We start from the raw sequence: 17,583 nt of genomic DNA, 5'->3' as shown, positions 1-17,583 counted from the left end.
GCATGACTGAAAAAGATCCGAACAAGGGCTATGTCGCCATCCTGGGATGGAGCATCAACTGCATCGATGCCCTGGAACGCTTCGACCGCCGCTACATCATCGTGGCTCCGGAGTGGGCCGAGGACTATGCCAAGGAGCACGGAATCCCTCACATGACCTGGGATTTCGAACGCCTGAACGACCGCTCCATGGAGATCGCCGAACGCCTCAAGGAGGAAGGCGTGGACGTGGCGATCCCGTTGTTCGAGGAGACCGTGGAGTGGGCCGGCGCCATCAACGCCGTCCTTATGGGCAACCCGCGCCTCCACGGCCAGGCGGTGCTGTTCCGCGACAAGGCGCTGATGAAGCGCCGCGCCCAGCTCGGCGGCATCCGCGTGGGCATTTTCGAGGAGGCCCATGACAAGGAGGACGTGGTCCGCTTCCTCAAGCGCGTCAACCAGACCCTGCTGAAGCTCGACGGCGACCCGGACGACCCCATCCACCTCAAGGCCTTTGACAAGGCCGGCTGCCTGGGCCACCGGGTGATTCGCCATCCGGACGAGATCGACACCATCCCGGACGAAGAGTATCCGCTGCTCATGGAAAGCCACCTGGATGGCTGGGAGTTCGCCGTGGAGGCGTGGATCCACAACGGCAAGATCCGCTTCCTGAACATCTCCGAGTACGTCACCCTGGGCTACTCCGTGTTCGTACCGGCCACGCCGGAGCTGGAGAGCTGGCGGAATCTCATCACCAAGGAAATCGAGAAGCTGATCAAGACCTTCGACATCGAGTTCGGCTTCATCCACCCGGAGTACTTCGTCACCAGCGACGGCACCATGTACTTCGGCGAAGTCGCTTACCGGCCGCCGGGGTTCAAGGTGTTCGAGCTGCTGGAGCGCGCCTACGGCTTCAATGCCTACCAGGGCATGGTGCTGTGCTTCGATCCCAAGACCACCGAGGAAGAGATCGAGGCCTTTTTCCCGACGCCGGTACAGGACGCCAAGGGCCACGCCGGCTGCTTCGGCGTGTATCCCCGCCGGCGCGTGGTCTCGAAGCTGGAGATTCCGGAGGAGACCGAGAATCATGAGTACTTCGAGTACCACGAGCTGACCCCGCCGCTGGAAGAGACCGTCACCAAACGCACGGCCTTCGGCACGCACTGGGGGCTGGTGTACTTCTTCGGGGACAACCCGCACAAGCTGCGGGATCTGCTGAAACACCAGGAAGACCTGGACTTCTACGTCTAGGACGATCCAGCCGCAATGCGACCGTCAGGCGTCCTCCGCGGGCGCCTGGCGGTCCGCTCCCCAGCTATCGGCAACCATGGCATGAATGCGCGCCATGGCCTCCTCCGGCACCTCCACGCCCTGGGCCTCGTCACGGGGATCGTAGTGAAAGATGTAGAGCCGGGAGACAAACTCCTCGAACGGCAGTGACGACTCGCCGTGATACTCCCCGGCCCCTTCCGTGGAGACCACCACGCCGTTGCCCCAGTCCTGGGTACTGTCGTTGTTGGGGTTGAAGAAATACACCCGCATGACGCCCTCGGGATCGAAGCCCACCCGTTCGATGGAAATGGCGTGCCAGCCGATGAAGCGGGCGGTGGCATCGGTCACGGCGATGCCTGCCGGCTGCGAGTGGATCACCGGGTTATTGCCGTTGTAGAGCGGGTGGTAGCAAGCGTAGAAGCGGCACACGAAGCCTTCCTGGTCCACCAGCATGCCGGTGGCCACGTCCACGACGATGGCGAACCCGCGGCCTACCCACCAGCCGTGGAACTCCGGGTTCACCCAGCGGTGTGGATCCTCGCCGCGGCCCACGCACAAACGCCCCATCTCCATGTACAGCGCGTCCAGGTGAGGCACCGTGACCGCCGACACCGGATCCACGTCCCACAGGGGCTGCGGTGGCTGCCGTGCAGCCAGTCCCGACGACGACAATGCATGACCTTCGAAGTGGGTGATCACATCACTGTCGCGGGCGGCCCAGGCCACCACCTGCAACAGATAGTCCGGGTCGTTGGTGGACCACATGGACAGTGCCCGGGCTGACTGGCAGGTGGGATTGTCCCCCTGGCCGATGCCCAGGGGCCGGCCCAGCATGCTGATGACGCCCGCCAGCAGCCGCACCCGTGCGGACGGCCCGCCGGCGAACTCGGTATGCGCCAGCAGCCGCTGGGCATCGTCGGACAGATTCAGGTGGATCTGGCGCCACAGCGCCGGCGGCACCGGCCCGTGGTAGAGCACGCCGCGTTCCAGCAGACCCGCCAGCCCGTAAATGGCATCGGCGGTTTCCGGCCAGATGGCCTCGCGGATCAGGCGGTGCACCAGCTCACTGTAACTCCCCAGCACCTCGACGCCGGTACTGCTGAGCCCCAGCGTGGATGGCACCAGGTCAGGGGCATTGTCCAGGACGAAACGCAGGAACGTGGCGTGGTACGGCGACACCAGACCCGTGTCGTGCATGGCGCGGCCGAAGCCCAGGGCCTCGTTGCGCAGGGTCTGATCGTCCATGCTCTGCAGGCGCTGGATGAACGCATCAAGGCCGGGGTCTTCCTGACTGGCCCGGGTGGGGCCGTACAGTGCACTGATCAGGCGCTCGGCGCCGCGCGTGCTGGCCATGGGCACACCCGGTGCGTCGCTGTTCAGGTACACCGCGACGTTGGTGATCATCTCCTTGACGTTGTCCAGCTGGATGGGCCGCTGCTGGAGGATGCGCCAGATCTCGGTGATCAGCTCCTCCACCACCGCATCGAAACCCACGCGCTCCAGCACGAATCGCTGGTGCTGGCGCACCATGCTGGCGTGCCGGCCCAGACGCACGCGCTCTGCCTCGTTGAGCTCACCGAAGACCAGGTGCACGTTGAGGGCGAGCACCTTGGCCAGGAAGTGTCGCGCATCCTCGGGGGACAACCGCTCCGGTGGCAGCTCGCCCTCAATGATGGCCACCATGCGCAGCTCGCTGAGGCATTCCAGGATCAGCATGTGATCGCTGCTCAGCTTCAGGGTGTTGGCCGCCATCTCCGGCTGCAGCAGCTCCGGGGTTTCCCAGTCGCTGCCGGAGAAGATACCGGCGGCGTCCAGTGCACCGATGCGGTGGTAAACCGCTTCTGCGCCACCCGGCTCCGCCAGCAGCCGGCGGGCGGCCTCGATGACCTCGGAGCTGTGGGTAAACTTGGCAAACGCAGACGTGCGCGCCAGCCGTTCGCAGGCCTGATCCAGGCGCTGCGCGAATCGATCGAGCCGCTGCTGCTGCTCGCTGTTGCCTTCGGTCATGATGGCCCTTGTCGTCGCGGCGGATGTGCCCGCGGACCGGACATCCGGCTCGGGTCACGACCACCCTCGCCTGCATAGTGGCCTTGGCGGGGCACCATGTCCACAGGGCTTGACCGAAAAACCCCGGAGCCGCGGGCGCGGCAGCCGGGGTTCACGAGCATGGCCAGGTGGCCCGGCCGGGTTACATGCGCATCTCGAAAGAAGCCCCCAGGGCGACGCTGGGCGCTGCATCGTAGAGACCCATGGAGACGTAAGGGGCAATGTCCATGTTGCGTTGCGGCTGGAAATTGCCGCCGAGGACCAGGCTCATGCTGTTCCCGTTGCGCGGATTAAATCCGTCAACTGTGCCTCCGGCTTCCTCGCCTACAAGCTCGGCGTTCAGCGAAAGTTCTTCGTTCATGGGCACGGAATAGCCGATTCCGTAATTGACGAAACTGCCGCCGACGTCACTGTCCTGCACCGTATAGCCAAGTTCGCCGTAGAGGAGGCCAACACCCAGTGGCCGCTGCATGGGCAGGTTGACGAAGAAGTCGAGGCCATCATTGGGATATGGACCGACGTCGTTCGAGCCGGCAGCCGTCAGGCCCGTAGTCACGGCAATGTAGTCGTTGGCCGCGATCTTGCCGTAGACGGTCAGCCCCTCGAGCCCCGAATTGTCCGGTGCACCGATGTCATCCTCATCGTTGATGTTGGCCGTAAGAGAGCCGCCGACCTCAACGCGATCACCAAGCCCGAAGCGTGCTCCAAACGGGCCGAGCCGCGCGTTGTCATATTCGAGGCCACCAGGGGCCTCCCGCCCGATCTCATAAGCAAGATGCCCGAACACCGCCGCCTCGCCGGCGGGCAGCACGGTGGCGCGCTCCACCAGCAGGGGGCGCTCCTGGGAATGGGCCGGGGCCGTGAAACCGGCCAGGGCAACTGTGGACATGATGGCGCCCGCGGCAACGGGGCGCAGGGAAAACGGCGTGGTCATGGCATGGCCTCCGATACGGAAACATGAAGCAACAGTGTCGCGGTGCGAATGATACCCCGCCCACGGCAATCAGGCAGCGTGTCTCCGATCAGCGCCAGGGGCGGTTCTCAGTCCCTGTCGAAGCCCAGCAGGCGACGCTGGATGATGGTCTCGGCCACCGGTGCCGGCACGGCCTCCTCCCACGCCCCGCGCCCCTGGCGCACGCCGTGGAGCACCTCGCCGGCATCGATGTGCAGCCAGCTTTCGTCAGTGGGCTCGACGGCCTGCAGCTTGCCGTTCTCCACCAGGTGAGCGAGCAGATGCCGCAGGTGCCCCGGCACCTGGACGTTGTGCAGGGTCGTGGTTTCGGTCTCGCCGTCCCGGCGCGAGGGATACACATACACCTGGGTGTTGTCCGGGAACAGCTTGCCGAAGGCCTCCAGGATGCCGCCCTCGACGCCTTCGTAGTACTTCTCGTCGAACAGGGTGCCGAAATCGCGCACGCTGAGCACGATGCCGATGGGTTTCTGGGTGTAGCGGCGCAGGTAGGCGCGCAGGCGGAAGAAGCGTACGTAATCGGAGATCATCACCGTGTAGCCCAGGGCGGCGAGCAGATCCGCGCGCTCCAGCAAGTCGGCGTCATCGGTTTCGTCCGCGGCCGTCGGCGAACTCATGGTGACCTCCGCCAGGGACACGGTGTCGTCGTGGTCCACGGCGGCGAGCTTGTCGAACTGCTGCTGCCCCGCCAGCATCATGTCCGCGTTGACCTTGGTCACCGGCTTGAACAGGCCGCGGATCACCAGCACCGGCTTGCGGAAGAACAGCTCCCCCGGCACCACCACATTGCCGTCGGGATTGAAGATCACCGCCCGCGTGAGCCAGCTGCGGATGAGCTGCACGTTCATGCGGCGGTTGTCCACCTCCTCGAAGTACGGCCCGGAGAAGTGGACCACGTCCACCTCGATGCGGTCGGTGCCGAGTTCGTCCCGAAGACTGTCGATGATGTCCTCCGGGCGGTTGTGGTAGTAGAAAGCCGCGTGAATCAGGTTCACGCCCAGAATGCCCAGGGCGTCGGCCTGCTGGGCGTTGTCCTGGTCCAGCATGCGCACGTGCAGCACGATGTCGCTGGGAGCAGCACCGGGGTGGAACTGCGCGCGGATCCCCACCCAGCCGTGGCACTCGTTCTGCTGCTTGAAGCTGCGGGCGGTCACCGTGGCCGCATAAGCGAAGAACGTGGAATTGCGGGGCCGGACGTCGGTGAGCCGGTTGACCACCTGGCTGAACTCCTTGTCCAGCATCTGCATCAGCCGGGCGCGGCTGACGTAGCGGTCCACCGGGCCGTAGATGTCGTCGCTGACGGCCATGTCGTAGGCGGACATGGTCTTGGCCACCGTCCCGGCGGCCGCGCCCACCGAGAAAAACCGCCGCGCCACTTCCTGGCCGGCGCCGATTTCCACGATGGAGCCGAACTTGAACTTGTCCAGGTTGATGGCCAGGGCTTTCTGGTCAGTGGTGAGCTCCGTATCGCGGGCGGCCATGGGATGCTCCTGTGCAGCGGTTTTGCTGCATCGTAACATCCGCCTCGGGGCGGGCGCCGCCGGGCATGGATCAGTCGCGCACCAGGAAGCGCTGCAGGCGCCCCTGCAGGTCCTCCACCAGGGCGTGCATGCGCACGGCGTTGTCGGCCGTGTCGCTGGTGCGGGCGCGGGTCTGTTCCGCCTGATCGTTGATGCGGTTGAGACGCCGATCGATGTCCGCGGCAACCTGACTCTGCTCCTCCGCAGCGGAGGCGATTCCAGCGGTGATCTCGTCCAGGTGGTGCACCTCGCCCAGGAGTTCACCCATGGTGTGGTCGGCCCCGGTGATCAGATCGGCACCGCGCCCGGTTTCCGTGACCCCCTCCTCCATGGCGTTGACACTGGCGGCGGTCTCCTGCCGCAGCCCGGTAATCATGCCTTCGATCTGTCCCGCGGACTCACTGGTGCGCGCCGCCAGGTTACGGACTTCCTCGGCGACAACGGCGAAACCACGCCCGTGATCGCCGGCCCTTGCCGCCTCGATGGAGGCATTGAGCGCCAGCAGGTTGGTCTGCTCGGTAATGTTCCGGATCACGTCCAGGACACTGCCGATCTCCTCGGCCTGTTTCTCCAGCGCCGTCATGCGCTCGCTGCCCTGCTGCAGCCGCTGGAGCACCTGCTGGATGGAGTTGCTGGCGTTGCTCACGCCGTCGCGCGCCTCCTCCAGCCGCCGACTGAAGCTGCGAGTGGTCTCCGCGGTGGTGCCGGCGTTCCGGGCGACTTCCTCGATGGAGGCAGTCATTTCCGTGACCGATGTCGCCAGGGTGCGCGTTTCGTCCGACTGCGCCGTGGCCTGCTCCACGGCAACCCGGGAGTCGGCGTCCATGGTCTGGCCGAGTCCGGCGACATCATCCAGCGTGCTGCGCACGGATAACACGGACTCCTGGATGGCACTCAGGGATTCGTGCATGTCCTCGGTCACCGCACTGGTGGGCGCCGGGAAACGGTAGCGGAGGTCAATATCCCCCTCGTCCGCGCGCAGGCCACGCGCCACCGCGTCCAGCTCCGCACCCGCAAGGGAGTCGCGGCGGCCGATCACCGCCAGCAACACCAGGATGGCTGTCTGGAAAACGACGAATGCGGCGTGCACCAACACCATGTGCAACCCCGGCTCGGGAAACACGTAAACGCCGACATCCGCCGCCTGCAGCAGGTTGAAGGACAGGTGGTGGATCGCGATCACGCCTGCGGCTGCGACGATGGGCAGCCAGTCGCGGTAGACCAGCAGAAAAGCCAGCAACGCGAAGATGGAGAAGTGCAGCTCTGCCATGCCCCGCGTCTGGTGAATGATCAGCGCCGAGAACACCATGTACGCCACACCGACCGCCACGCGGGTGAGCCGATGGCCCGGGAGCAGAAAAGCCAGCGCGGAGGGCAACAGCGCCGCCGGCAACGCCACCAGGAACCACTCCATCCAGGTGCCGTGGAGCGGTGCCAGCGCCAGGGCCAGCAGCACGCCAAGCCACAGTATCGCCACCGAGATGCGATCACCGAACCGGTACAACCTGGAAAGATCATGCTGTGCAGTCATGGCAGAACCCGCTTCTCAGTCACCCTGTCTTATCGGCACCGGAAACAAACCCTTTAGGACGATCTGGACACGGACTGGCCGGACCTGGTCGATCTCGCGGACCAGCGGATGTATGCGGCCAAGGGCAACGGTCGAGGATCGATCGTGGGCGACGAACACGAGCGATCCGCCGCCTGAACGCATCCGCACCTCCCCGGAGAACATCGTCATTGCCCGGGAAGTCAACTGCGCCGGAAGTTTCACGGCATTGACACTGATCAACACCGCGCACTGACGCCACTGCTATTGTGCATGGGAAAAGACAGCAGCGGACGCGCCATGGACCACTCCGACGCCCTCTCCACCCAGGTCGTCTTCGCCACCCGGGGGCTGACCAAGGTCTACCGCAACGGCGCTATGGTCATCCATGCCCTGCGCGGCGTGGACCTGGACCTGTACGCCGGTGAACTCACGGTGATGCTCGGCGCATCGGGCTCGGGGAAGTCCACCCTGCTGAACATCCTCGGCGGCCTGGACAGTGCCACTGACGGTGAGGTGCGCTACGGCGATCAGGATCTGGTCGCCGGCGGAGACCGGGTGCTCACGGCATATCGGCGCGAGCATGTTGGCTTCGTCTTCCAGTTCTACAATCTCATCTCCAGCCTGACGGCGCGGGAGAACGTGGCCATCGTCACGGAGATCAGCCGCAGCCCCATGCGTCCCGAGGAGGCGCTGGCGCTCGTGGGTCTCAGCGAGCGCCTGGATCATTTCCCCTCCCAGCTCTCCGGCGGCGAGCAGCAGCGGGTGGCCATCGCCCGGGCCATCGCCAAGCGCCCGGCGGTGCTGCTGTGCGACGAGCCCACGGGAGCGCTGGACTCGCGCACCGGGGTCCAGGTGCTGGAAGCCATCGCCCACGTCAACCGCGAACTGCGGACCACCACGGCGGTGATCACCCACAATGTGGTCATCGCTGAAATGGCGGATCGGGTGGTGCGACTGAGTGACGGGCGGGTCAGCGACGTGCGTGTGAACGCACAACGCAAATCCCCGGCCGAACTGAGCTGGTAGGCGGGCATGCGTACCATCCACCGCAAGCTCCTGCGCGACCTGGTGGAACTCAAGGGCCAGGTGGCGGCGATCGCCGTGGTGGTGGCCGCAGGGGTGATGACGCTGATCATTGCAGTGACCACCCTGGACGCCATCAGCCTCACCCAGGACCGCTTCTACCGGGACTACCGCTTTGCCGACGTATTCGTCGACCTCAAGCGGGCGCCGGAGGGCCTGGCCGAGCGATTGCGCGAGATTCCGGGCGTGGATCATGTGGACACCCGTGTCAGCGCACCGGTACGCATCGAGGTGCCCGGATACCCGGACCCGGTCCGCGGCCAGTTACTGTCCGTTCCCGATGGCCGCCAGCCCGATCTGAACCGGCTGCACCTGCGCGAGGGCAACCTGCCGGAGTCGGGGCACACAGACCAGGTGGTGATCAGCGAACCCTTCTCGGAGGCACATGGCCTGCGCCCGGGCGACACCCTCACCGCCATCATCCGCGGCCGTCTGGAGACCATGACCGTCAGCGGCGTGGCCTTGTCGCCGGAGTTCGTCTATCAGATCGGGCCGGCGGATCTGCTGCCGGACTACGAGCGCTTCGGCATCCTGTGGATGAACCGGCGCGCGCTGGCCAACGCCTTCGGCATGGACGGCGCGTTCAACAACGCGGTGCTCTCCCTGCAGGCGGGGGCAGATGCGTCGCCCGTGATCGATGCCGTGGACGACCTGTTGGCCCGTTACGGCGGCATCGGCGCCCATGACCGGGACGACCAGGCCTCACACCAGTTCCTGTCCATGGAACTGGACCAGTTGCGTGTCATGGCTGTCTTCCTGCCCACCCTGTTTCTCGGCGTAGCCGCGTTCCTGCTGAATGTGCTCATGGGGCGGATCGTGCGTACCCAGCGCCAGCAGGTCGCCGTGCTCAAGGCCTTCGGCTACGGCAACGGCGACATGGCGGTGCACTACGGGTTACTGACAGGGTTGATCGTGCTGATCGGCCTGGCCGTCGGGGTCGGACTCGGCGCCTGGGCGGCGGACGCCCTGGCCGCGGTGTACATGGAGTATTTCCGCTTTCCGGCCATCAGCTTCCGGCTCCAGCCCCAGGTGGTGCTGCTGGCGGTGGCTGTTGCCACCGGCGCCGCGGCCCTGGGCACCTACCGGGCCGTGCGCGGGGCGGTGAGCCTGCCACCGGCCGAGGCCATGCGCCCCCCGGCGCCGGAGACGTTCCACCAGGGCTGGCTGGAGCGCTCGCGGCTGGGGCAACTCCTGGATCAACCCACCCGCATCATTGTGCGCAATCTCGCCCGCCACCGCATGAAATCCGGCCTCTCGGTGCTGGGCATCGGCCTCTCCGGCGCATTGCTGCTGGTTGGCAGCTACCAGTTCGGCGCGGTGGACGCCATGCTCGATACCCAGTGCCGGCTGATGCACACCATGGACATCAACCTCTACTTCAGCGAGCCGACCTCGGCCCACGCGGTAGCCAGTCTCCGGCACAAGCCGGGGGTGCAGCACGTGGAGGGATTCCGCAATGTGCCGGTGCGCCTGGTTAGCGGTGACAGGGACTGCCGGACCACCATTCTCGGCATGGATGCGGAGCCACAGCTGCGCCGGCTCATCGACGCTCGCGGTACACCGCAGCGCCTGCCACCCGAGGGCCTGGTGCTTACCGATTACCTGGCGAACTATCTGGGCGTGCGGCCCGGCGGGACGGTGCAGGTGGAGATCATGGAAGGCCACCGGCGCACGCTGGAGGTGGCACTCGCCGCCACCGTGAACGAGCCGGTGGGCGTGAGCGCATACATGGAACGTCAGGCCCTGAACCGCCTGATGCGCGAAGGTCCCGCCATATCCGGCGTCTGGTTGCTGACCGACGAGAGCCAGCACGCGGCACTCTATGATGCCCTTTGGGACGCGCCCCGGATCGCCAGCATCGGGATGATCGGCGAGGCCGAGGCTGCCATCCGCGATTACATCGATGACACGGTACTGGTGATGATGGGTGTTCTGCTTGTACTGGCGGGCTCGATCACCTTTGCCGTGGCGTACAACAACGCCCGGATCGCCTTCGCCGAGCGTGCACGGGAACTCGCCACCCTGCGGGTGTTGGGCTACACCCGTGGCGAGGTGGGCTGGATCCTTTTGGGCGAGATCGCAGCGCTGACACTGCTGGCAATCCCGCTGGGCTGGGTCCTGGGCATCGGGTTCGCGCTGGCGCTGAGCGAGGCCATGAGCACTGAGCTGTTCCGGGTGCCCTTCGTGATCACCACGCAGACCTACGCCTTCGCCGCCGGCGGAGTTCTGGCAGCAACAGCCCTTTCTGTCCTGCTGATCCTGCGCCGACTCCGGCAACTGGATATGGTTTCCGCACTGAAGACGGTTGAGTAGTAGTCCATGACAACACGCAAGAAGATCATTCTCGTTCTCATCGCAGTCGCCATGGCCGTGTTGCTGGGCCTGGCATTGTGGCCGTCCCCGGTGCCAGTCAGCGTTGCAACGGTGGAACGGGGTCATTTCGCCGAAACCGTTGAGGACGAAGGGCGCACGCAATTGCCTGCCCCCCACACCGTGTCGGCGCCAGTCACCGGCTATCTTCAGCGCGTCACAACGGAACCGGGTGATGCGATTGAGGCGGACCAGGTAGTGTTCACCCTGGAGCCTCCGCCGGTGCCAGCGCTGGACGCCCGGGCGCGCACCCAGGCGCGCGAATCCGTGGCTGCCGCCCGGGCGCGACATGAGGCCGCGGAAGCCGAGCTGGAAGCGCGGGAGATACAACACCAACTCGCCCGATCCGAGGACCAGCGCTACCAGCAGATGTACGACCGCGAGCTGGTCTCCGCGGAGGTCATGGAGCGCACGCGTGCACAGCGGGAATCCAGCCGCGTCGCCGAACGCGCCGCAAGGCACGCTGCGGAGGTGGCGCGCTTCGAGCTGGACGCAGCCCGCGCCGTCCTGGAGGTGGCGGACGGAACGCGGGCTCCGGGCGACCAGCCACGCATGGAGGTGCGCGCGCCGGTGAACGGGGTGGTGACCCGCAGGCACCGGCACAGTGAGGGGCCAGTCAGCGCTGGCGAGCCGGTGGTGGATATCGGCGACCTGTCCACCCTGGAAGTGCAGGTGGATCTGCTGTCCATGGACGCCGTGCGCATCCGCCCGGGCATGCCGGTGGTGCTGGAGCGCTGGGGGGGCGACGGCGCCCTGGAGGGGGAAGTCCTGCGGGTGGAACCCAGCGGGTTCCTGAAGGTATCCGCCCTGGGCGTGGACGAACAGCGCGTCCCCGTGAGGGTCGCCATCACCTCACCCCGCGAGCAATGGCAGGCGTTGGGTGACGATTACCGGGTGGAGGCGCGCTTCATTCTCTGGCAGGACGATGACGTGCTGCAGGCACCGACCAGCGCACTGTTCCGCAGGGATGATCAGTGGTTCGTGTACGTCGCCGAAGATGGCCGTGCCCACCGGACCGCCATCCAGCCGGGCAGGCGTAGCGGTCTGATGACAGAGATCCGCGACGGCCTGCAGGCTGGCGCTCGCGTGATCACTCACCCCGGCCAGCGGGTGGACGACGGCGCCAGGGTGCGTGAGGACTGAACGATACTCGGACGGGCGCGCAGGCGCACCGGAGCCTGAAACGACAAAAGGCGGCCCTTGGGCCGCCTTTTGATAGTGCTTGGTAGCGGGGGCAGGATTTGAACCTGCGACCTTCGGGTTATGAGCCCGACGAGCTACCAGACTGCTCCACCCCGCAATTGACGCTGCGCATGGTAGCGCCCGCCTCAGGGGAATGCAACAGGCACGCGGGAATTGTTCAGCGTTTCCTTAACGGCGCTTGCGCAGGTAGCGGCGCAAATCATGATGGTAGATGAACCCCGGCAGCGCAAACACCGCGAACAGGCAGAGGTTGACCACCCAGAACTCCCAGTCCTGGGCGTAGATTTCGCCAATCACCTGGTATTCGAGGCCAGCGGCCAGCAGACCGGCAACGCCGAAGAGCAGCAGCCATTCCAGCAACCGCAGCCATTCACGCTTGCCGTCCGCCGGAGGCGCGAACAGCAGAAACCGGCGCTCCGTAAGCCAGGGCAGGTTCGCGGCCACCAGCGCCAGCACGAACAACAGGATCACAGCGGCGGTCATGCCCATGCGTGGTCCTCAGCCGAACGCCGCCATGCAGACCGCCACCAGCGCCCCCGGGAACAGGCCCAGCAGCAGCACACCAAAGCCGTTGGCCGCGAGCACGGCCTGAAATCCGGCGGAGCCGCTGGGCTGCGGGCCGTCACCTTCCGGTTTGTCGAAGTAGCACAAGCGCACGATCCGCAGGTAGTAGAAGGCGCCGACCACTGCGCCGATCACTGCAAGCACCGCAAGCCAGATATGGCCACCGTCCACGGTCGCCTGGATCACCATCCACTTGGCGTAGAAACCCACGGTCCCGGGAATGCCGGTCAGCGAGATCATCAACAGCAACATCACCAGGGCGAACAGCGGGCTGCGCTCGTTGAGGCCCTTGAAGTCAGACAGGTTCTCGGCCTCGAAACCTTCACGGCTGAGCAGCATCACCACGCCAAAGGTTGCCGCAACCGTGAAGGCGTAGGTCACGGCGTAGAAGGTCGCGGCACCGTATCCCTCGGGGGTGCCCGCCAGAAGCCCCAGGAAGATGAAACCGATGTGGTTGAAGGTGGAGTACGCCAGCATGCGCTTGATGTTGGTCTGCACCAGGGCAACGGTATTCCCCAGCAGCAGCGAGCCCACGGCCAGCAGCATGACCATGTGCTGCCAGTCGCCGTGCAGCGGCTGCAGGGCCTCCCCGAACAGCCGAATGAACAGGCCCACGGCCGCGACCTTGGACGCGGTGGCGATGAACAGTGTCACCGCCGTGGGCGCCCCCTGGTAGACGTCCGGCACCCACATGTGGAACGGCACCGCGCCGAACTTGAAGGCCACGCCCACCAGTGCGAACACCAGGCCGAATGTCAGCAGCAGGCGATCCTCGCCGGCGGCAGCACCGGCGATGGCCGACAGCTCCAGGCTGCCGGTGGCGCCGTAGATCATGGACATGCCGTAGAGCAGGAGGCCGGACGCCAGCGCGCCCAGCACGAAGTACTTGAAGGCCGCCTCGGACGCGACCTGCGACCCGCGGCGCATGGCCACCAGCGCATACAGGGACAGGGACATCAGTTCCACGCCCAGGTACAGCACCAGCATGCTGTGGGCGGAAATGGTCACCATCATGCCCAGGGTGGCGAACAGCGTCAGCAGGTAGAACTCCCCTTTGAGCATGCCGCGCTCGCGCAGGTACGCCCGGGAGTAGGCAAAACCCAGGAACGTCAGCAGCAGCACGGCGACCTTCAGGATCACCCCGAAGGAGTCGGCAATGTAGTTACCGGTGAAGGTCGTGGCATCGAGGCCCCACTGCGTCCAGACGGTGACCACCACGCTGCTCAGCAGAGCCAGCTGCGAGAGCCAGTAGGCCGGAGTGTGATCCCGGTCCGAGCTGAACAGATCGACCACCAGCACCAGGCACGCCATTCCCAGCATCCAGATCTCCGGGAAGGCGATCATCAGGTTCGGTGTCTCGAAGGTGTCCGTCGTCATAGCGTTCCTCTGAGCTCAAAGCCCGGCGGCAACCAGTCGGGGCTGCCGCGCGTATCCGTTAGCGTGTTACAGCCCGGCGGTGATCACCTCGAGGAGGTGGGCCAGGGACGGCTCCATCACATTGATCAGCGGCGCTGGCCAGATACCCAGCCAGAGAACGGCCACGGCCAGCAGGCCGAGCACCAGTTTCTCGTTGCCATCCAGATCCTGCAGCGCCGATACCTTGTCGTTGGCCACCTCGCCGTACATCACGCGCTTGACCATCCACAGGGTGTAGGCGGCGCCGAGAATCAGCGTCAGGCCGGCCAAGAAGGCGTACCAGAAGTTCGCCTGGAACGCGGCCAGGATCACCATGAATTCACCGACAAAGCCCGACGTGCCCGGCAGCCCGGCATTGGCCATGGCGAACAGCACGAACAGCCCCGCGAACACCGGCATGCGGTGGGCAACGCCGCCGTACTCGCTGATCATGCGGGTGTGCATGCGGTCATACAGCACGCCCACGCAGAGGAACATGGCCGCCGAGACGAAGCCGTGGGAGATCATCTGCACCATGGCGCCTTCCAGCGCCAGCAGTGCACCATCCTCGCCGCCGCGGACCACGATCTGGAAGATCAGGAAGAAGCCGAGGGTGACGAAGCCCATGTGGGCGATGGAGGAGTACGCGATGAGCTTCTTCAGATCCTCCTGCATCATCGCCACCAGGCCAATGTAGACCACCGCCACCAGGGACAGGCCGATCATCAGCCAGTCCAGCTCCATGCTCGCCTCGGGCACAATGGGCAGGGCGAAGCGCACGAACCCGTAGCCACCCAGCTTCAGCATGATCGCCGCCAGAATCACCGAGCCGCCGGTGGGCGCCTGCACGTGGGCATCCGGCAACCAGGTATGGACCGGCCACATGGGCACCTTGATGGCGAAGGCCAGCAGAAAGGCGACGAACAGCCAGGTCTGCGTGCCCAGGGGCAGGTCCAGGCCGTACATGTCGAGAATGCCGAAGCTGCCCGCCTGCAGCTGCAAGTAGATCACCGACACCAGCATGAGCACCGAGCCCACGAAGGTGTAGAGGAAGAACTTGATGGTGGCGTAGATGCGCTCGGCGCCGCCCCAGATGCCGATCAGCAGGAACATCGGCACCAGGATGGCTTCCCAGAACACGTAGAACAGGATGGCGTCCAGCGCAGCGAACACGCCCACCATGATGCCTTCCATGATCAGGAAGCAGGCCAGGTACATGGCCGGGCGGTATTTGATCTTCTGCCCCGCCGCCAGCACCACCAGCAGGGTGGAGAAGGTGCTCAGCACCACCAGCGGCATGGAGATACCGTCCACGCCCAGGTGGTAGTTCACGCCCAGCACTTCCACCCAGGGGCGCTTCTCCACGAACTGCATGGCCGCGGTGCCCGGCTCGAAACCGATGATCAGGCCGAGACTGAGGACGAATGTCAGACCGCTGACCAGCAGCGCGATCATGCGCGCCCGCTCGGCCTTGTGGTCACCAAGCAGGAAGATCAGGGCGCCCCCGAGGATGGGCAGCCAGATGAGCACGCTCAACAAGGGCCAGGAGGATTCCAACATCCGTTACTTCCTTACCAGTTCAAACGGGTTTGGGCGCCGGCTGTCCGGCCGCCACCGTGGTATCGCGACAGGCGCCCTCACCGCAGGGTGAAGACGAACCAGGTCAGCAACACCATCAAGCCAACAATCATCACGAACGCATAGTGGTACAGATATCCGGTCTGGCCGTGACGCAGCAGGGCCGCCACCCGACCGATGGTGCGCGCGGTGCCGTTGACCAGCAGGGCGTCGATGATCTTCATGTCGGCACCACGCCACAGCAGCGTACCCAGCCCGCGGCTGCCGGCGGCGAACACGTTCAGATACAGCTCGTCGAAGCCGTACTTCTTCTCCAGCACCCGGAACGGCATGGGGAAGCGGTTGGCCAGCACCCCCGGCAAGTCCGGACGCAACACGTACAGGTAGTAGGCAACACCGAAGCCCGCAGCGGCCAGGTAGATCACCGGCGCCACGAAGGCGTGGGCCAGGAAGCCCAGCACGCTCTCGAAGCCGACCGCGGCAAGGGTGTCATTCTCCGGCAGCACGGTGATGCTCTCGCCGAACCACCCGCCAAAGACCATGGGGCCGACGGTGGGCAGGCCGATGAGCACCGACGGGATGGCCAGCAGGATCAGCGGCACCGTCACCACCTTCGGGCTCTCGTGCAGATGGCTGCGGGTGTGTTCATCCATGCGCTCCTTGCCGTGGAACACCAGGAACAGCAGCCGGAAACTGTACAGCGCAGTCACGAACACGCCCAGCAGCACCGCCCAGTAAGCGAAGGTGGAGCCGGCGCGCTCGGAATGAGCCACGGCCTCGATGATGGCGTCCTTGGAGAAGAACCCGGAGAAGGCAGGGAAGCCGATCAGCGCCAGGGTTCCGAGGAGCATGGTCCAGTAGGTCACGGGCATGTACTTCTTCAGCCCACCCATCTCGAACATGTCCTGCTTGTGGTGCATGGCGATGATCACCGAGCCGGCACCGAGGAACAGAAGCGCCTTGAAGAAGGCGTGGGTCATCAGGTGGTAGACCCCGGCGGCGTAGGCCGAGGCGCCCAAGGCCACCACCATGTAGCCCAGCTGGGACAGCGTGGAGTACGCCACCACGCGCTTGATGTCCCGCTGCACCAGGCCCACCAGGCCCATGAACAGGGCGGTGATGGCACCGATGACCAGGATGAACGCCAGGGCCGCTTCCGAGAACTCGAAGATGGGCGACATGCGCGCCACCAGGAAGATGCCGGCGGTCACCATGGTGGCGGCGTGGATCAGTGCGGAGATCGGCGTGGGGCCTTCCATGGAGTCCGGCAGCCAGACGTGCAGCGGCACCTGGGCCGATTTGCCCATGGCGCCGATGAACAACAGGATCGCCGCCACGGTAACCACCTGCCACTCGGCGGTGCCGAAGATGGTCATGGTCTGGTCGGGATTGGCGGCCACCGCCGAGAACACCTCGGCGTAATTGAGGCTGCCAAAGTAAAGCAGTATGGCGCCGATGCCGAGCAGGAAGCCGAAGTCGCCCACGCGGTTGACCAGGAACGCCTTGAGGTTGGCGAACACGGCGCTGGGACGGTTCATCCAGAAGCCGATCAGCAGGTAGGAGACCAGGCCCACGGCTTCCCAGGCGAAGAACAGCTGCAGGAAATTGTTCGCCATCACCAGCATCAGCATGGAGAAGGTGAACAGGCTGATGTAGGCGAAGAAGCGCTGGTAGGCGTGGGGCCCGAGCTTGCTGTCCGACGGCCAGTTGTGGTCCTCGTCGGCCATGTAGCCGATGGTATAGATGTGCACCATCAGGGAGACGAAGGTCACCACCGCCATCATCATGGCCGTGAGCTCGTCCACCAGGAAGCCGATCTCGAAATGGAGACCGCCCACGGTCATCCAGGTGTAGACGGTCTCGTCGAAGGTGGCGCGATTGCCCCACATGAAGCCGCTGAGCACGTACAGCGACAGCAGCGTCGACACCGCCACCAGGCCGATGGTGACCCGGTGCGCCCCGACCCGGCCGAGCTGACTACCGAAGAAGCCGGCAGCGATGGCGCCGATCAGCGGGGCGAGAACAATGGCGAGATAGAGTGTCTGCATTGGG

At 65.4% G+C, this 17,583-nt stretch carries 12 protein-coding genes and 1 tRNA gene; 4 read left to right on the top strand and 9 right to left on the bottom strand.

Features of this window, described 5'->3' with window-relative positions; all coding sequences use genetic code 11:
- The first annotated feature begins 2 nt into the window (after positions 1-2).
- Positions 3-1,229 (top strand): acetyl-CoA carboxylase biotin carboxylase subunit family protein, encoded by a 1,227-nt coding sequence (locus KU884_RS03050; RefSeq protein ID WP_167781239.1) that lies wholly within the window; start codon positions 3-5, stop codon positions 1,227-1,229.
- A 24-nt stretch (positions 1,230-1,253) separates the two neighbouring features.
- Here the strand turns inward: KU884_RS03050 and KU884_RS03045 are convergent, their stop codons facing one another.
- From KU884_RS03045 to KU884_RS03030, 4 genes are all read right to left on the bottom strand, one after another.
- On the bottom strand, positions 1,254-3,257 hold the full coding sequence (locus KU884_RS03045) for a hypothetical protein (RefSeq protein ID WP_167781238.1): 2,004 nt from the start codon (positions 3,255-3,257) through the stop codon (positions 1,254-1,256).
- Positions 3,258-3,438: 181 nt separating this feature from the next.
- A complete protein-coding gene (locus KU884_RS03040; RefSeq protein WP_167781237.1) occupies positions 3,439-4,230 on the bottom strand; it encodes a hypothetical protein in 792 nt (263 codons plus the stop codon).
- A 107-nt stretch (positions 4,231-4,337) separates the two neighbouring features.
- Positions 4,338-5,747 carry a TonB-dependent receptor gene (locus KU884_RS03035; protein WP_167781236.1) on the bottom strand — a complete coding sequence of 470 codons (1,410 nt, stop codon included), beginning with the start codon at positions 5,745-5,747 and terminating at the stop codon, positions 4,338-4,340.
- Positions 5,748-5,817: 70 nt separating this feature from the next.
- Entirely contained in the window at positions 5,818-7,317 is a 1,500-nt protein-coding gene (locus tag KU884_RS03030; protein ID WP_167781235.1) for a methyl-accepting chemotaxis protein, read from the bottom strand.
- Between the two features lie 318 nt (positions 7,318-7,635).
- On the opposite strand from KU884_RS03030, the gene KU884_RS03025 reads away from it, so the two are divergent.
- From KU884_RS03025 to KU884_RS03015, 3 genes are read left to right on the top strand one after another with little or no spacing between them, the layout of a single operon-like run.
- Positions 7,636-8,364, top strand: coding sequence for an ABC transporter ATP-binding protein (locus KU884_RS03025; protein ID WP_167781234.1), 729 nt, complete (start codon positions 7,636-7,638; stop codon positions 8,362-8,364).
- A gap of 6 nt (positions 8,365-8,370) precedes the next feature.
- Entirely contained in the window at positions 8,371-10,734 is a 2,364-nt protein-coding gene (locus KU884_RS03020) for an ABC transporter permease (RefSeq protein WP_167781233.1), read from the top strand.
- 6 nt (positions 10,735-10,740) lie between these two features.
- Positions 10,741-11,934, top strand: a complete 1,194-nt coding sequence (locus KU884_RS03015; RefSeq protein ID WP_167781232.1) for an efflux RND transporter periplasmic adaptor subunit — start codon at positions 10,741-10,743, stop codon at positions 11,932-11,934.
- An 80-nt stretch (positions 11,935-12,014) separates the two neighbouring features.
- Here the strand turns inward: KU884_RS03015 and KU884_RS03010 are convergent.
- The 5 genes from KU884_RS03010 to nuoL all read right to left on the bottom strand — a co-directional run bounded on the left by KU884_RS03010 (position 12,015) and on the right by nuoL (position 17,579).
- A tRNA-Met gene (locus tag KU884_RS03010) sits at positions 12,015-12,091 on the bottom strand.
- A 71-nt stretch (positions 12,092-12,162) separates the two neighbouring features.
- A complete protein-coding gene (locus KU884_RS03005) occupies positions 12,163-12,483 on the bottom strand; it encodes a DUF2818 family protein (RefSeq protein WP_371807947.1) in 321 nt (106 codons plus the stop codon).
- Positions 12,484-12,492: 9 nt separating this feature from the next.
- The gene (gene nuoN, locus KU884_RS03000; protein ID WP_167781231.1) at positions 12,493-13,935 is read right to left on the bottom strand and encodes an NADH-quinone oxidoreductase subunit NuoN; all 1,443 of its coding nucleotides are present in this window, start codon (positions 13,933-13,935) and stop codon (positions 12,493-12,495) included.
- A 66-nt stretch (positions 13,936-14,001) separates the two neighbouring features.
- On the bottom strand, positions 14,002-15,513 hold the full coding sequence (locus KU884_RS02995) for an NADH-quinone oxidoreductase subunit M (protein WP_167781230.1): 1,512 nt from the start codon (positions 15,511-15,513) through the stop codon (positions 14,002-14,004).
- A 77-nt stretch (positions 15,514-15,590) separates the two neighbouring features.
- The gene (nuoL, locus tag KU884_RS02990) at positions 15,591-17,579 is read right to left on the bottom strand and encodes an NADH-quinone oxidoreductase subunit L (RefSeq protein WP_167781229.1); all 1,989 of its coding nucleotides are present in this window, start codon (positions 17,577-17,579) and stop codon (positions 15,591-15,593) included.
- Positions 17,580-17,583: the final 4 nt, after the last annotated feature.

It is taken from the genome of Aquisalimonas sp. 2447, assembly GCF_012044895.1.
Lineage (GTDB): Bacteria > Pseudomonadota > Gammaproteobacteria > Nitrococcales > Aquisalimonadaceae > Aquisalimonas.
The sequence above is the reverse complement of the archived record's forward strand: the minus strand, read 5'-3'. Positions and strand labels throughout refer to the sequence as shown.

What these genes read in the sequence shown, in the direction of transcription:
- nuoN (WP_167781231.1), bottom strand. Translation starts at nt 13,935, where the DNA reads ATGACGACGGACACCTTCGAGACACCGAACCTGATGATCGCCTTCCCG.
- KU884_RS03045 (WP_167781238.1), bottom strand. Translation starts at nt 3,257, where the DNA reads ATGACCGAAGGCAACAGCGAGCAGCAGCAGCGGCTCGATCGATTCGCG.
- KU884_RS03040 (WP_167781237.1), bottom strand. Translation starts at nt 4,230, where the DNA reads ATGACCACGCCGTTTTCCCTGCGCCCCGTTGCCGCGGGCGCCATCATG.
- KU884_RS03015 (WP_167781232.1), top strand. Translation starts at nt 10,741, where the DNA reads ATGACAACACGCAAGAAGATCATTCTCGTTCTCATCGCAGTCGCCATG.
- KU884_RS03020 (WP_167781233.1), top strand. Translation starts at nt 8,371, where the DNA reads ATGCGTACCATCCACCGCAAGCTCCTGCGCGACCTGGTGGAACTCAAG.
- KU884_RS03005 (WP_371807947.1), bottom strand. Translation starts at nt 12,483, where the DNA reads ATGGGCATGACCGCCGCTGTGATCCTGTTGTTCGTGCTGGCGCTGGTG.
- KU884_RS03050 (WP_167781239.1), top strand. Translation starts at nt 3, where the DNA reads ATGACTGAAAAAGATCCGAACAAGGGCTATGTCGCCATCCTGGGATGG.
- KU884_RS03035 (WP_167781236.1), bottom strand. Translation starts at nt 5,747, where the DNA reads ATGGCCGCCCGCGATACGGAGCTCACCACTGACCAGAAAGCCCTGGCC.
- nuoL (WP_167781229.1), bottom strand. Translation starts at nt 17,579, where the DNA reads ATGCAGACACTCTATCTCGCCATTGTTCTCGCCCCGCTGATCGGCGCC.
- KU884_RS02995 (WP_167781230.1), bottom strand. Translation starts at nt 15,513, where the DNA reads ATGTTGGAATCCTCCTGGCCCTTGTTGAGCGTGCTCATCTGGCTGCCC.
- KU884_RS03030 (WP_167781235.1), bottom strand. Translation starts at nt 7,317, where the DNA reads ATGACTGCACAGCATGATCTTTCCAGGTTGTACCGGTTCGGTGATCGC.
- KU884_RS03025 (WP_167781234.1), top strand. Translation starts at nt 7,636, where the DNA reads ATGGACCACTCCGACGCCCTCTCCACCCAGGTCGTCTTCGCCACCCGG.